Origin of the sequence: Streptomyces sp. NBC_00569 (genome assembly GCF_036345255.1) — a bacterium.
In the GTDB taxonomy this organism is placed as follows: domain Bacteria; phylum Actinomycetota; class Actinomycetes; order Streptomycetales; family Streptomycetaceae; genus Streptomyces.
Map to the genome: position 1 here is coordinate 8,554,169 of NZ_CP107783.1, position 13,537 is coordinate 8,567,705.

Genomic DNA, 13,537 nt, shown 5'->3' on the forward strand with positions numbered 1-13,537 from the left:
GCCGGATCCACGCCCTGGGCCCGCTGCTACCGTCGGCCGCACGAACGGGGAGCACCGGGCTCACCGTGCACGCGGTGCAAGGGGATTCGTGTGGGTGACAGGCAGGGCGGACGGGCGTACATCGGATCCTTCACCGCCGCGGGAGGCTCCGGGATCCTCACCGCGTCCGTCCACATGGACAGCGGCTCACTCACCGTGCTCAGTGCCGTCGACTCGCTTCCCGACCCCTCGTATCTCGCGCTCTCGCCCGCGCGCGACATCCTCTACGCGGTGAGCGAGACCGCCGAGGGGGCCGTCGCAGCGTTCCGTACCGGGGACGGCAAGCCCGAACCCGCCGGGCGCGGCGTGTCCGTGCGCGGTTCGGGCCCCACCCACCTCGCCCTGTACGAAGGTCATGTACTCACCGCCAACTACGGTTCCGGCAGCGTCACTTCGGTACGGCTGCGCGCCGACGGCACCCTCGACGGCGGGTCGGTCGACGTGCTGCGTCACGAGGGTTCGGGCACGCATCCCAAGCGCCAGCAGGGCCCGCACACCCACCAGGTGACGCCGGACCCCAGCGGCCGCTGGGCCGTCAGCGTGGACCTGGGCACCGACTCCGTGCGGGTCTGCTCGATGCGGGGCGGGCGCCTGGACGTGCACCGCGAGGTCGCGCTGCGGCCCGGCTCGGGACCGCGTCACCTCGCGTTCCACCCGCGCGGCGACCGCGCGTACATCCTGAACGAGCTCACGCCGACCCTCACCGTCTGCCACTGGGACGCCGACGGCGGCGCCCTGCAGCCGCTCGGCGAGATCCCCGTGCTGCCGGACGCGCCGCACGGCGACGCGTTCCCCTCCGAGGCCGTCGTATCGCCCGACGGGCGCTTCCTGTGGGCCGCCACACGCGGCGCGAACGTCATCTCCGTCCTCGCTCTCGACGCCACCGGGGACCGGCCGACGCTGCGCGCCACCGTCTCCTGCGGCGGCGACTGGCCGCGCGACCTGGCCCTGCACCCCTCGGGCCGATTCCTGTACGCGGCGAACGAGCGGTCCGGCGACGTGACGTGGTTCTCCGTCGACCCCGAGACCGGCCTCCCGCGTCGCAGCGGCTCCATCGAGGCGCCCGCCGCGTCCTGCGTGATCTTCGGCTGAGACGTTCCCCAGCGGGTACGGCGACGGGCCCGACCCCACCGGGGTTCGGGCCCGTCGCCGGGTGCCTGTGCGGTCCGGGTCCGCTAGAGGACCGGCGCGCCCTGCGGCTGCTGCGGGGCGATACCCAGCGCCGTCGTGTACTTCGACAGGGCCAGCTTGCCGATCGCCGGGTAGGCGCCCAGCGACTCGGCGGAGGCGCAGCCCGCCTCGTTCGCCGCCGCCTCGAGGAGGCTGGCGTCTATCTCCGGGCCGATCAGGTACGGGGCGAGTGCCAGCTGCTGCGAGCCGGATCCGCGCAGCTGCTCGGCGGTCACCGCGATGGCGCCCTCCTCGTCGAGCGCGGCCGCCATGACCGGCACCGCGAGGCGCGCGGCCAGGAGCATGCCGGTGATCCCGGCCGCCTGGACGGCCTCGTCGCCGCCGACCGAGGCGAGGATGATGCCGTCGGCGGCGGTCGCCACCGTGAACAGCCGGGCGCGGTCGGCGCGGGCCAGGCCCGCCTCCGACAGACGCACGTGCAGGCCCTCCGCGAGCAGCGGGTGCGGGCCGAGGACGTCCGTCAGCTCGGCGGCCGTACGGCTGTCGATCACGGCCTGGCGGATGCGGCGCGTGAGCGCGCTGTCCGGGCCCGCGAGCAGGGGCACGACCACGGCGACCGGTCCGTCGGGCTCCGCGACGTCGGCGCCCGCGGCACGGGCCTGCTCGAAACGGGCGGTGCGCTCCTTCGCGGCGCGCGAGAGCACGGCCCGCAGGGAGGGGAACTCGGCGAACGCCGAGGCCTCGGCGGCCTCAGAGTCGTCACCGTCGAGGTATCCGATGCGGGCGTCGAGGCCCGGCAGCTCGGAGCGGGCGATGCTGACTACCTCTTCGGCGAGGCTGCGCGAGGCGTTGCTGGGCGCGCCGGGCACCGCGAGGACGAGTGCGGGTGCGCCCTCGGGAGCGGCCACGGGTTCCGGGCGGCGGTGCCGACCGGGCTGACGGGGTCGCGGCATTCGTACAGGCAGGCCGGATGCAGGCCCAGTGGGGGAGCTCATGCCGCCGCATGCTACTGGCTCACGGGTCTCCCTTGTTCGGGGAGGGGGCAGCTGAGCGGTATCCGTCCGTATTTATCCTTTCGGTTACGAATGGCTCAACTGTCCAGGTCAGAAGGGGCGCAAGGGCCTCCGTCAGCGGTCGACGGCCTCCTGTGGGACGTGGAGGAGGCGGCCGTCGCACGGCAGGCGCAGACCGTCGACGGCGAGCGCGGCGGCGATCACCAGCGCACCGTGCAGAGGGTCGCCGGTCGCCGACACCGCGTCGGCGTACGGGAGTTGCTCCGCGAGCTCGGCGCGGAGCGGGGCGAGCAGTGGCTCGCCCATCTTGAACAGGCCGCCGGTGAGCGCCACTTCACTGCCGTCACCTGTCGGGCACACCGCGGCCGCCGCCGCGGCGATATGTCCGGCCGCCTCGCGCAGGATGCCGGCGGCGACGGAGTCGTCGAGTGCGGCGCGGGCCACGTCTGGGGCGAAGGCGGCGAGGACGGCGGGACGGTCCGTGCGCGGGTAGATCCGGGCCGGAAGTCCGGCCGCCGGGCCGAACCGCTCCTCGGCGAGGGCGAGCAGCGCGGCGGAACCCCCGCGGCGCCCGTCGTGCGCGCGCATCGCCGCGTCCAGGCCCGCACGCCCGATCCACGCACCGCCACCGCAGTCGCCGAGGAGGTGCCCCCAGCCGTCGGCCCGGTGCCAGGAGGTGAGGTCCGTACCGAGCGCGATCATGCCCGTGCCCGCGGCGACGACCGCGCCGGGCCGCTGGCCGAGCGCGCCCGCGTAGGCGGTGACACCGTCCGCGGCCAACGCGAGCCGCCGTACGCCCAGTTCGGCCGCGAGGGCGCCCGGGAGTTCGGCCCGCAGTCCGTCGCCGAGCGTGGCCATGCCAGCCGCGCCGACGGCGACCGCTGCCAGCCGCGGCACGCCAGGGCCGCGGTCGCCGACGCGGGCGAGCAGCTCCCGGGCCATCGGAAGCATCTGTTCGAGCAGATGCCCGGCGTCGATGCCCGCCGCACCGGTCCGCACGGGCTCGCGGGACACCGTCGTCCAGGGACGGGTGAGATCCCCGGCCGAGGCGAGCGCCACGCGCAGACCGGAACCGCCGGAGTCGACGCCGAGGACCCACCCCGGGCCCGCGGGATCGTCCCCGCCGTGGCCCGGACCGGGCTCGGCAGCGGCGGGCCCGCGCGTCACGGCAGCCGCCAGTCCACCGGCTGCCCGCCCTGCCGCGCCAGGAGGTCGTTGGCCCGGCTGAACGGGCGCGAGCCGAAGAAACCGCGGTCGGCCGACATGGGGGAGGGGTGCGCGGACTCCACGGACGGCAGGTCGCCGAGGAGGGGCCGCAGATTGCGGGCGTCGCGGCCCCACAGGACGGACACGAGCGGACGGCCGCGCGCGGCAAGCGCCCTGATCGCCTGCTCGGTCACCTCTTCCCAGCCCTTGCCGCGGTGTGCGGCGGGGCGGCGGGGGGCCGTGGTGAGTGCCCTGTTCAGCAGGAGCACCCCCTGCTGCGTCCAGGGCGTGAGGTCACCGTTCGACGGCTGGGGCAGGCCCAGGTCCGTGTTCAGTTCGCGATAGATGTTGATGAGGCTGCCGGGCAGTGGCCGCACCTCGGGCGCGACCGAGAACGAGAGTCCGACGGCATGTCCCGGCGTGGGGTAGGGGTCCTGGCCGACGATCAGGACCCGCACCTCGTCGAACGGCTGCTGGAACGCGCGCAGCACGTTCGCCCCGGCCGGGAGGTAGGTGCGTCCCGCGGCGATCTCCGTGCGCAGGAACTCGCCCATGGCGGTGATCTGTCCCGCGACGGGTTCGAGGGCCTTGGCCCAGCCGGCTTCTACGATTTCGTGCAAGGGTCGTGGTGCCACGGGCGTCACCCTACTGCCGTGACGGACGGGCCGATCAACCGACCACGGCCGCTCGCACACACAGCACGTCCGGCAGATGGGAGGCCAACTGCCGCCAGCTGTCCCCGTCGTCGGCCGACGCGTACACCTCGCCGTTGCGATTGCCGAAGTAGACGCCCGCCGGGTCGGAGTCGTCCGTGCACATCGCGTCGCGCAACACCGTCCCGTAGTGATCGCCCTGCGGGAGACCCGCCGTCAGCGGTTCCCAGCTCCTGCCCGCGTCCTCCGTACGGAAGACGCGGCAGTGCCGCTCCGCGGGCACGCGGTCCGAGTCGGCGTTGATCGGGAACACGTACGCCGTGTCCCCGCGGTGCGGATGCGCGACGGCGGCGAAGCCGAACGTCGAGGGGAGACCCGCCCCGATGTCGTTCCACCGGGTACCGCCGTCGTCGCTGCGGTACACGCCCCAGTGGTTCTGGAGGTAGAGGCGGTCCGGGTCGGCCGCGTCCTGCGTCACCTTGTGGACGCACTGGCCGAACTCGGGGTTCGGATCCGGCAGGAAGACAGCCGAGACCCCGGAGTTGGCGGGGTCCCAACTCTGTCCGCCGTCCCGCGTGCGGAACACCCCGGCCGTGGACACCGCGACCGTCACCGCCCGCGCGTCACGCGGATCGGTGACCACCGTGTGGAGGCCCTCGCCACCGCCGCCGGGGACCCACTTCGACCGCGTCGGGTGCTCCCACAGCGGGCGCACCAGGTCGAACGTCTCGCCCCGGTCCTCCGAGCGGTAGAGCGCCGCCGGCTCGGTGCCCGCGTACACCACGTCCCGCTCGGCGGCGGCCGGGTGCAGCTGCCACACGCGCTCCAGCGAGGCCCCCGTGTCCTTGGGGAACTTGACGGCGGGGTGCGACGGCTCCGTCCACGTATGCCCCAGGTCGTCGGAGTGGAAGACCGACGGGCCGAAGTGCGCGCTGTCACCGCCCGCGAGGAGCCGCGGGACACCGCCCCGTGTATCGATCGCCACCGAATACACGGCCTGGGAGTTGAAGTACGGGCCTTCGTCGAACTCCCACGCGCCGCCGCCCCGCCTGCGGCCGATGAAAAGCCCCTTGCGCGTGCCAACCGTCAGCAGCACTTCAGTCATGCCGGACACCTCCGAGGACGCCTTTGTCTCAGGTACGGCTCAGTCTGCACCCGACCACTGACAGTCACCCCCGGAGACGGCATCGCCGCAGGTCACACCGGCTGGGCGGCGGCTTCCTCCGGCACGGGCAGCGGGAAGTGACAGGCCATCTGGTGGCCGGCCCCACGCGGCGCCGCGACCGGCGGCTCGACCTCCCGGCCGGGCGGGAAGGCCGGCGGACGTACTCATGCCACGCTCCGGATCCGGCGGCCGAGGACGGCTTACAGGATGTCGGTGAGCGGCGAGCCGAGGACCGTGGCGATGCCGACGACGAGGGTCACGACGAGGAGCACGGGGAAGTCGGAGCCCTGGGCCGCGTTCCGGAACAGCAGCCCCATGCCCGGGTAGTTGACCATCGACTCGACGACGAGAGCGCCGCTGAACAGCGTCGGGAGGCGTGATCCGTGCGTCGTTTCGAAGGTATGGCCATCTTGGTTCGGCTCGGTCTAGGGTTTGATCAGCTATCGAAGAAACACATCGAACCGACGCGCCGAACAAGCTCATCGAACCCCACGCTCTGAAGCAGACAACCAAGCAGCCGAGCAATCAAGAGGGCGGTCTGTCCGACACATCGCAGGGTGAACCGGGGTCGGCGCAGCACATCCTGCACCTGTTCTCCTCGGGTGCCACCACCTCCCGGGCCGATCTCGCACGGGAGCTGGGCCTCGCCCCTTCACCGTCTCGCTGCGGGTGCAGGTACTCGTGGCGGCAGGGCGTCGAGGTGGCCTCCACCACCGAGCTCCTCCAGCTCGTCGCCGACGGCGACCCGCAGTCCACCACCCTCGTCCGCACCGCAGGCCGGCACATCGGCACGGTCCTGTCCGTGGTCGTGAACTTCTTCAACCCGCAGGCCGTGGCGCTCGCCGCCGCCGAACCGCCGGTCGCCGCCGTCCGCGGAGTCCTGTACGAGCGCTGCCTGCCGCTCGCGACCGCGGACCTGGAGATCACCACGACGGTCACGGGCCCCGACGCAGGACTGCTCGGCGCGGGCCTCACCGCGCTGCGCCACAACCTCCCCACCGCACCCGTCCCCCAGGAAGAGAGCGCCTCAGCATGACGAGCACGGTCCCCGCACGCCGCCTGCGCATCGGCATCGGCGGCATCTGCATCGAGTCCTCCACGTTCTGCCCGCACCGCTCCACCACGGACGACTTCCGCCAGACCCGCGGCCAGGAACTCCTCGACCGCTACACCTGGACCCGGCCCGACTCCGATCTCGCCGACGTGGTCGAGTGGGTGCCGCTGCTGCACGCGACCTCGCTGCCCGGCGGCCCGGTCGAGGCGGAGTCGTACCTGGTCCTCAAGGACGAACTCGTCAGCCGCATACGCGAGGCGGGCCCCCTCGACGGCATGGTCTACGACATCCACGGCGCCATGAGCGTCATCGGCCTCACCGACGCCGAGGGCGACCTGACGGACGCGGTCCGCGCCGCCCTCGACGCGCACGGCACCCGCCCGCTGCTGTCGGCCGCGATGGACCTGCACGGCAATGTCTCGCGTCGCTTCGCCGACCCCTGCGACCTGCTCACGGCCCACCGCCTCGCCCCGCACGAGGACGCCTGGGACACGCGCGAGCGCGCCGCCCGCAACCTCGTACGCTGCCTGCGCGAGGGCACCCGCCCGCACCGCGCCTGGGTCCAGGTTCCGGTCCTGCTGCCCGGCGAGAAGACCAGCACCCGCCTCGAACCCGCCAAGTCCCTCTACGCCTCGCTCGCCGACATCGAGCGGAAGGACGGCATCCTCGACGCGGCGATGTGGGTCGGCTACGCCTGGGCCGACGAGCCGCGCTGCAAGGCCGCCATCGTCGTCACCGGCGACGACGCCCGACTCGCCGCCGGTGAGGCCGAGCAGCTCGCCCGGCGCTTCTGGGACGCCCGCAGGGACTTCGTCTTCGTCGGCCCGACCGGCAGCGCCGAGGAGTGCATCGAGAAGGCGGTCGCCTCCGACAAGCGCCCGTTCCTCATCAGTGACTCCGGCGACAACCCGACCGCGGGCGGCGCCGGTGACCTCGCGTACATGCTGGGCAAGCTCCTCGCCGACGACGCCATCCGCACGGGCCGCGTCACGGCGGTGCACCCCGGCATCACCGACCCGGTCGCGGTGGCCCGCTGCTTCGAGGCGGGAGTGGGTGCCGAGGTCACCCTCAGCGTCGGCGGCAAGGTCGACGCCGGTCACGGCGGACCGTACGAACTCACCGGCACCGTCACGGCGTTGCAGCGCGCCACCGAGCAGAAGGACCGGGCCGAGGGCGGCGCGTACGACCGCGGCGTCGACATGGCGGCCGTGCGCGTCGGCGGACTCACCGTCGTCCTCGTGGAGCGCCGCAAACCGTTCCACACGCTCGCCGACTTCATGGGCCCCGCGGAGGGCGGCCTCGGCGTCGACCCGCGCACGTACGACCTGGTCGTCGTCAAGATCGGCTACCTGGAGCCCGAACTCCACGACATGGCCGCCGACTGGCTGCTCGCCCTCACCCCGGGCGGCGTCGACCAGGACCTCCTGCGCCTGGGCCACCACCGGGTCGAGCGGCCGCTGTACCCGTTCGACGACGACGCGTACGCGCACGGGCCGGGCCCCGACCTCACGGCCACCCTCCTGTAGGCGCGCCTGGGACGGCGCGCTTCGGCGAACCGGCAGCGGACGGAGTCGCGGAGTGGCCGCTTCCGGGTGAGGCTTGAGAGGCCCGTACCGGCCGTCGACGAGCCGGTGCGCCGAACCGCGCGCTGAAGGAGACCCGATGCAGCAGGACAAACAGCCCGCCTACGGCCCCGTGGTGTTCCGTGACCGGTCGGCGGGCTATGCCTTTCTGACCCGCTCGACGGCCGCCAGCGAAGAGACGATCGAGTGGGACGACGGCGAGACCTACCCCGTCGTCGACGTGGAGATCTCCTCCGAGTCGCACCCCTTCTACACGGGCAAGGCGCGGGTGGTCGACGCCGAGGGGCAGGTCGCCAAGTTCGAGAAGCGGTACGGCGAGCAGGACAAGGGCTGACCGGCCGGCTGCCCGAGCGCCCGCCTCCCTGACCGCCGTACCGCCGGGGATCAGACCGAGCGCAGGTACTGGTCCGGCACGTGCACGTCCGCGCCGAGCTCGCGCGCCGCCGAGCGCGCCCACGACGGGCTGCGCAGCAGCTCACGGCCGAGCAGGACGGCGTCGGCCTCGCCGTTGGCGAGGATCTTCTCGGCCTGCTCCACCTCGGTGATGAGGCCGACGGCGGCCACGGCCAGCTCCGTCTCGGCCTTCACGCGCGCGGCGAAGGGGACCTGGTAGCCGGGGCCGACCGGGATGCGCACACCGGACGCGTTGCCGCCGGTCGAGACGTCGAGCAGATCGACGCCGTGCTCCTTGAGGAGGGTGGCGAGGCGCACGGTCTCCTCGGGCGTCCAGCCCTTCTCCTCCAGCCAGTCGGTGGCGGAGACACGGAAGAAGAGCGGCTTGTCGTCGGGCCACACGGCGCGGACCGCGTCGACGACCTCGAGGGCGAAGCGCACCCGGTTGTCGAAGGAGCCGCCGTACTCGTCCGTGCGGACGTTGGAGTGCGGCGAGAGGAACTGGCCGATCAGGTAGCCGTGCGCGCCGTGGATCTCGGCGACCTCGAAGCCCGCGTCCAGGGCGCGACGGGCGCCCTCGGCGAACTGGGCGACGATCTCGCGGATCCCCTCCACGGTGAGCTCGGCCGGGGCGGGGTGCCGGTCGTCGAAGGCGAGCGGGCTCGGCGCGACCGACTCCCAGCCGTGCGCGTCGGCTCCGACGGGGCCGCCGCCCTTCCAGGGGCGGTCGGTCGACGCCTTGCGGCCCGCGTGCCCGAGCTGGATGCCCGGGACGGTGCCGTGCGCCTTGAGGAAGGCGGTGATCCGGCGGAACGCCTCGACCTGCGTGTCGTTCCAGATCCCGAGGTCGTACGGGCTGATGCGGCCCTCGGGGCTGACGCCGGTGGCCTCGACGATGACGAGGCCCGTACCGCCGGCGGCGCGGGCCGCGTAGTGCGCGAAGTGCCAGTCGTTCGGGGCGCCGGTGTCCGGGCCCTCGGGGGCGGCGCTGTACTGGCACATCGGCGGCATCCAGACCCGGTTGGGAATGGTCAGCGACCGAAGGGTGTAGGGCTCGAACAGCGCGCTCACGGCAGACTCCTCTACGTTCACGGCGGGCGTGGCGGGTCCTCGTACGATAGACATCGTAGTACGGCACCTGTCAAACTACGACGGGTCTCGTACAATGGGCCTGACGCAACCGCAACGCATCCGCCACCCCCGTCCGCACACCGGGCCGAACGAAGTGGAGCCGCCGTGACGACCGCCGCACCGAGCAGCAGGGCGCTTGCTCACCCCACGCGTGACGAGATCCGCCTGGAGTCGGTGCTGCACGCGCTCGCCGACCCGATGCGCCTGCGGGTGGTGCGGGAGCTGGCGGAGGAGGGCGAGGACAGCGAGCTCTCCTGTTCGCACTTCGTCCTCCCGGTCACGAAGTCGACCACCACGCACCACTTCCGCGTCCTGCGCGAGAGCGGTGTGATCCGGCAGATCTACCGGGGCACCGCCAAGATGAGCGTGCTGCGCCGCGCCGACCTGGACCTGCTCTTCCCCGGCCTTCTCGACAGCGTCCTCGCGGCGGCCGCCCGGCAGGACGACCGGCTAGGTGGCGGGGGATCCGACGGTGCCGACGGCCTCGGGGGCTGAATTCCCGCTCCCCGGAAGGTGGTTGAACAGCAGGTTGAGTGTGATCGCCGTGATGCAGCCCGCGCTGATCCCGCTGTCCATGACCGTCTGGAACCAGTCGGGGAACTTGGCGTAGATCCCGGGCACACCCACCGGAAGCACCCCGATCGCCACCGACACGGCGACGACCGTCAGGTTGTGGGTGCCGGCGAAGTCGACCCGGGCCAGCGTCCGCACGCCGCTCGCCGCGACCGTGCCGAACATGACCAGGCCCGCGCCGCCGAGCACCGGTGCCGGGATCGCGGCGACGACCGCGCCCAGCTTGGGGAGCAGGCCGAGCAGCACCAGTATGCCGCCGGCCGTGGCGACGACCCAGCGGCTGCGCACCCGCGTCATGCCCACAAGCCCGACGTTCTGCGCGAACGCGGTGTACGGGAAGGTGTTGAACACGCCGCCGAGGACCGTGGAGAGGCCGTCCGCGCGCAGGCCGTCCGCCAGTGAGCGCGGCTGGACGGGCCGCCCCGTCATCTCGCCCACCGCGATGAAGTCGCCCGTGGTCTCGGTCATCGTCACGAGGGCCACGATCAGCATCGACACGATCGCCGCGCCGTGGAACGTCGGCGTACCGAAGTGGAACGGCGTGCTGATCCCCACCCAGTGCGCGTCCGCGACACCGCCGAAGTCCGTGAAACCGGTGGGCACGGCGACGGCCGTGCCGACGACGATGCCGACGAGCACGGCGACGCGGCTCAGGAACGGCGGCGCGAAGCGCTGCACCGCGAGGACCACCACGAGGACGAACGCCGCCAGCGCGACGTTCTTCGGGGCGCCGAAGTCCTTCGAACCCGCGCCGCCCGCGACCCAGTTGCCCGCCACCGGCAGCAGCGAGACGCCGATGATCAGGATGACCGTGCCGGTGACCAGCGGCGGGAAGAAGCGCAGCAGCCGGCCGAAGACCGGCGCGAGCAGCGTCATCGCGAGCCCGGCGACGATCACCGCCCCGTAGATCGCGGGAAGCCCGCCGCCCGTCGTGCCGATGATCACCATCGGCGAGACGGCGGCGAACGTACAGCCCTGGACGATCGGCAGCCGGACGCCGAACCGCCATACCCCGACGCACTGGATCAGCGTAGCGATGCCGCACACCAGCAGATCCGCCGTGATGAGGTACGCGAGGTCGGCGGGCGACAGCTTCATCGCCCCGCCGACGATCAGCGGCACGGCCACCGCGCCCGCGTACATGGCGAGCACGTGCTGAAGGCCGAAGGCGGCCAGGTGCCGCACGGGCGGCACCTCGTCGACGGGGTGGACGGGCGGTGGGGCGGCCGGGGCTGCCATGGGCACTCCAAGGGGATGTCGGAACGCGAACGTGGGTGCGGGGGCGGGGTGGACAGCACGAGACCGTAAGGGACTTGAACGATTTGTTGATTTCGCGTCTGTTGCCGGGACGTGTCGCGCTTCCCGGCGCCCTGCGTCGGCGCGCATCGCTGCTCAGGCGCTACGTCGTCCCGTCGCGGGCCGCCGCCAGCAGGCCCGCCCAGTCCGGGATCTTCACCGGGCCGCGCCCCAGGGAGCGGCCCAGCTCCGCCTCCGCGCGCTCGATCGCAAGCCACCCGGGCCACTCGACGGCCGCGCAGCCCGCCGCGCGAAGCCCGGGAAGCGCGTCACCGGGAACGTCCCGGACGGTCAGCGCGGCGGCGTCGTCGAGCAGTGACTGCGCGGTCTCCTTGGCGCACGGGCGATTGGTGCCGATCACGCCCGTCGGGCCGCGCTTGATCCAGCCCGCGACGTACTCGCCGGGCGAGACCTCGCCCGCCCGCAGGACGCGCCCCTCGCGATGCGGCACGGTCGCGGTGGCCTCGTCGAACGGCAGGCCGTCCAGGGGCACTCCGCGGTATCCCACCGACCGCAGGACGAGCTGCGCGTCGATGTCGTCGAAGCGGCCGGTGCCGCTCACACCGCCCGAGCCGTCCGGCGCGGTGTGCTCGAACCGCACGCCCGACACCCGGCCCGCCGCCCCCTCCAGGAGCGCCACCGGCCGCTGGAAGAAACGCAGATGGATGCGGCGGGGGAGACCCGGCGACGGGCGCTCGGCCCAGCCGCGCAGCACCTCGACGTTCCGCCGGTTCGCCGCCGGCAGCGCCGACGGGTCGGCATAGGCGGGATCGAGCGCCAACTCGGCCGGATCCACGACCACTTCGACCCCGGGAAGCGTGCCGAGCTCACGCAGCTCCTTGGTCGTGAAGCGTGCCTGCGAAGGACCGCGCCGCCCCACCATGTGCACGTCCCGCACCCGGCTGTCGGCCAGGGCGCCGAGCGCCGCCTGCGGCATGTCGGTGGGCGCCAGCTCGGCCGCGCCGCGGGCCAGGATCCGGGTGACGTCCACGGCGACGTTGCCCACGCCGATGACGACGGCCGACTCCACGCCCCGCACGAACGCCTCCGCCGCCGCGTCCGGGTGCGCGCTGTACCAGGAGACGAAGTCGGTCGCCGACCAGCTGCCCGGAAGATCCTCGCCCGGTACGCCCAGATGGCGGTCGGTGGCGGCCCCCACGCAGTACACGACCGCGTGGTACATCTCCAGGAGCCGGTCGGGAGGCAGGCCGGGGCCGATCTCGACGCCGCCGACGAAGCGGACGCGCTCGTGCTCCAGGACCGTGCGCAGATTGTTCTGCAGCGACTTGATCTTCTCGTGGTCCGGTGCCACGCCGTAGCGCACCAGGCCGTACGGGCAGGGGAGCCGGTCGAGGACGTCCACGTGGACGTCCGGGACCCGCTCCTGCTGGACCAGGCTCTGCGCGGTGTACACCCCGCTCGGCCCCGACCCCACAACGGCGACGCGCAGCACGGCGGACTCCTTCCGCAGGCCGACGGACTTCCAGCATGACACCGAGGGGGCCGGTCCGGGAGGGTGTGACGCGCACGGGAGCTCACCCGCCGGGCGTCACGACATCTTCCGCATGCGCCCGATCTCGGCCGTCTGCTGTGCGATCACGTCGTTCGCCATCTCTTCGATCTGGACGTTGTTCCCCTCGGACAGCACGTCCGTCGCCATGGTGACCGCCCCGGTGTGATGCGTGATCATGAGCTTCAGGAAGAGCTCGTCGAAGGCCGCGCCGTGCGCCGTGCGCAACGTCTTTAGCTGTGCCTCGGTCGCCATCCCCGGCATCGCCTCGTGCCCGTGGTGCCCGCCGCTCTCGCGTTCTCTGCCCTGGGTGTTGAGCCAGCCCTCCATGGCTCCGACCTCCGGGCCCTGCGCCGCGGCGATGCGCTCCGCGAGGCGCTTGACCTGGCCCGACTCGGCTCGCTTCGGGGCGAGTTCGGTCATCCGGAGGGCCTGTGTGTGATGCGCGATCATCATCTGCGCGTAGCTGAAGTCGGCCGAGTTGGGGCTGTCGTCCGGCTTGCGCTTCTGGGCGTCCTCGGCCGACAGCGTCTCGGCGCCCTCGCCCGGCTTGCCCGGCGCGATCACCGAAGGCCCCGGCTGAGCACGGGAGTTGGCGTCGGCGCCCTCACCGTCCGACGCCGTGTCACAGCCGCCGAGTACGAGGGCGGCGACCGCGACCGTCAACGGCAGAACAACTTTCATGACGAGTACGTTGCCATCTGTTGATCTGTGCATGATGAAGACGATACTCGTGGGGGTCCGTGCTCCGCTCCCGCATCAACGGGGGAAGCGGGGAAGTCCTCGATGA

General features: G+C 72.7%; 13 protein-coding genes and 1 pseudogene. 5 read left to right on the forward strand and 9 right to left on the reverse strand.

Annotation, left to right across the window (positions count from 1 at the left end):
* The first annotated feature begins 90 nt into the window (after window positions 1-90).
* The gene (locus OHO83_RS38550) at window positions 91-1,131 is read left to right on the forward strand and encodes a lactonase family protein (protein ID WP_405602550.1); all 1,041 of its coding nucleotides are present in this window, start codon (window positions 91-93) and stop codon (window positions 1,129-1,131) included.
* A gap of 83 nt (window positions 1,132-1,214) precedes the next feature.
* On the opposite strand, the gene OHO83_RS38555 is transcribed toward OHO83_RS38550, so the two are convergent.
* The 5 genes and pseudogenes from OHO83_RS38555 to OHO83_RS38575 all read right to left on the reverse strand — a co-directional run.
* Complete coding sequence (locus tag OHO83_RS38555; RefSeq protein WP_330280544.1) at window positions 1,215-2,165, reverse strand: sirohydrochlorin chelatase; 951 nt, start codon at window positions 2,163-2,165, stop codon at window positions 1,215-1,217.
* Window positions 2,166-2,297: 132 nt separating this feature from the next.
* Window positions 2,298-3,350: an N-acetylglucosamine kinase gene (locus OHO83_RS38560; RefSeq protein WP_330280545.1), complete on the reverse strand. Its 1,053-nt coding sequence runs from the start codon at window positions 3,348-3,350 to the stop codon at window positions 2,298-2,300.
* Window positions 3,347-4,024: a uracil-DNA glycosylase gene (locus OHO83_RS38565; protein ID WP_266667490.1), complete on the reverse strand. Its 678-nt coding sequence runs from the start codon at window positions 4,022-4,024 to the stop codon at window positions 3,347-3,349. The genes OHO83_RS38560 and OHO83_RS38565 overlap by 4 nt, the downstream gene beginning before the upstream one ends.
* Window positions 4,025-4,058: 34 nt before the next feature.
* Window positions 4,059-5,147 (reverse strand): WD40/YVTN/BNR-like repeat-containing protein, encoded by a 1,089-nt coding sequence (locus tag OHO83_RS38570; protein WP_266667488.1) that lies wholly within the window; start codon window positions 5,145-5,147, stop codon window positions 4,059-4,061.
* Window positions 5,148-5,407: 260 nt separating this feature from the next.
* Window positions 5,408-5,590, reverse strand: a pseudogene (locus OHO83_RS38575) (ABC transporter permease subunit); the annotation flags it as partial.
* Window positions 5,591-5,844: 254 nt separating this feature from the next.
* Between OHO83_RS38575 and OHO83_RS38580 the strand changes: the two are divergent.
* The 3 genes from OHO83_RS38580 (at window position 5,845) to OHO83_RS38590 (ending at window position 8,178) form a co-directional block, all read left to right on the forward strand.
* Window positions 5,845-6,243, forward strand: coding sequence for an ROK family protein (locus tag OHO83_RS38580; protein ID WP_443066106.1), 399 nt, complete (start codon window positions 5,845-5,847; stop codon window positions 6,241-6,243).
* Window positions 6,240-7,787, forward strand: a complete 1,548-nt coding sequence (locus OHO83_RS38585; protein WP_330280547.1) for a M81 family metallopeptidase — start codon at window positions 6,240-6,242, stop codon at window positions 7,785-7,787. The genes OHO83_RS38580 and OHO83_RS38585 overlap by 4 nt, the downstream gene beginning before the upstream one ends.
* A gap of 136 nt (window positions 7,788-7,923) precedes the next feature.
* Entirely contained in the window at window positions 7,924-8,178 is a 255-nt protein-coding gene (locus OHO83_RS38590) for a type B 50S ribosomal protein L31 (protein ID WP_116500281.1), read from the forward strand.
* 50 nt (window positions 8,179-8,228) lie between these two features.
* Here OHO83_RS38590 and OHO83_RS38595 read toward each other — a convergent pair whose 3' ends face one another.
* Window positions 8,229-9,308, reverse strand: coding sequence for an NADH:flavin oxidoreductase/NADH oxidase (locus OHO83_RS38595; protein WP_266667483.1), 1,080 nt, complete (start codon window positions 9,306-9,308; stop codon window positions 8,229-8,231).
* A gap of 165 nt (window positions 9,309-9,473) precedes the next feature.
* On the opposite strand from OHO83_RS38595, the gene OHO83_RS38600 reads away from it, so the two are divergent.
* A complete protein-coding gene (locus OHO83_RS38600; protein ID WP_266667481.1) occupies window positions 9,474-9,863 on the forward strand; it encodes an ArsR/SmtB family transcription factor in 390 nt (129 codons plus the stop codon).
* On the opposite strand, the gene OHO83_RS38605 is transcribed toward OHO83_RS38600, so the two are convergent.
* The 3 genes from OHO83_RS38605 to OHO83_RS38615 all read right to left on the reverse strand — a co-directional run bounded on the left by OHO83_RS38605 (window position 9,819) and on the right by OHO83_RS38615 (window position 13,431).
* Window positions 9,819-11,180 (reverse strand): nucleobase:cation symporter-2 family protein, encoded by a 1,362-nt coding sequence (locus OHO83_RS38605; protein ID WP_266667479.1) that lies wholly within the window; start codon window positions 11,178-11,180, stop codon window positions 9,819-9,821. The genes OHO83_RS38600 and OHO83_RS38605 overlap by 45 nt on opposite strands.
* Window positions 11,181-11,340: 160 nt before the next feature.
* Window positions 11,341-12,690 carry an FAD-dependent oxidoreductase gene (locus OHO83_RS38610; RefSeq protein ID WP_266667477.1) on the reverse strand — a complete coding sequence of 450 codons (1,350 nt, stop codon included), beginning with the start codon at window positions 12,688-12,690 and terminating at the stop codon, window positions 11,341-11,343.
* Window positions 12,691-12,786: 96 nt separating this feature from the next.
* On the reverse strand, window positions 12,787-13,431 hold the full coding sequence (locus OHO83_RS38615; RefSeq protein ID WP_266667475.1) for a DUF305 domain-containing protein: 645 nt from the start codon (window positions 13,429-13,431) through the stop codon (window positions 12,787-12,789).
* Window positions 13,432-13,537 lie beyond the last annotated feature (106 nt).

Coding starts and splice junctions, on each gene's coding strand:
- OHO83_RS38555 (WP_330280544.1), bottom strand. CDS start 2,165: ATGAGCTCCCCCACTGGGCCTGCATCCGGCCTGCCTGTACGAATGCCG.
- OHO83_RS38570 (WP_266667488.1), bottom strand. CDS start 5,147: ATGACTGAAGTGCTGCTGACGGTTGGCACGCGCAAGGGGCTTTTCATC.
- OHO83_RS38585 (WP_330280547.1), top strand. CDS start 6,240: ATGACGAGCACGGTCCCCGCACGCCGCCTGCGCATCGGCATCGGCGGC.
- OHO83_RS38590 (WP_116500281.1), top strand. CDS start 7,924: ATGCAGCAGGACAAACAGCCCGCCTACGGCCCCGTGGTGTTCCGTGAC.
- OHO83_RS38605 (WP_266667479.1), bottom strand. CDS start 11,180: ATGGCAGCCCCGGCCGCCCCACCGCCCGTCCACCCCGTCGACGAGGTG.
- OHO83_RS38615 (WP_266667475.1), bottom strand. CDS start 13,431: ATGAAAGTTGTTCTGCCGTTGACGGTCGCGGTCGCCGCCCTCGTACTC.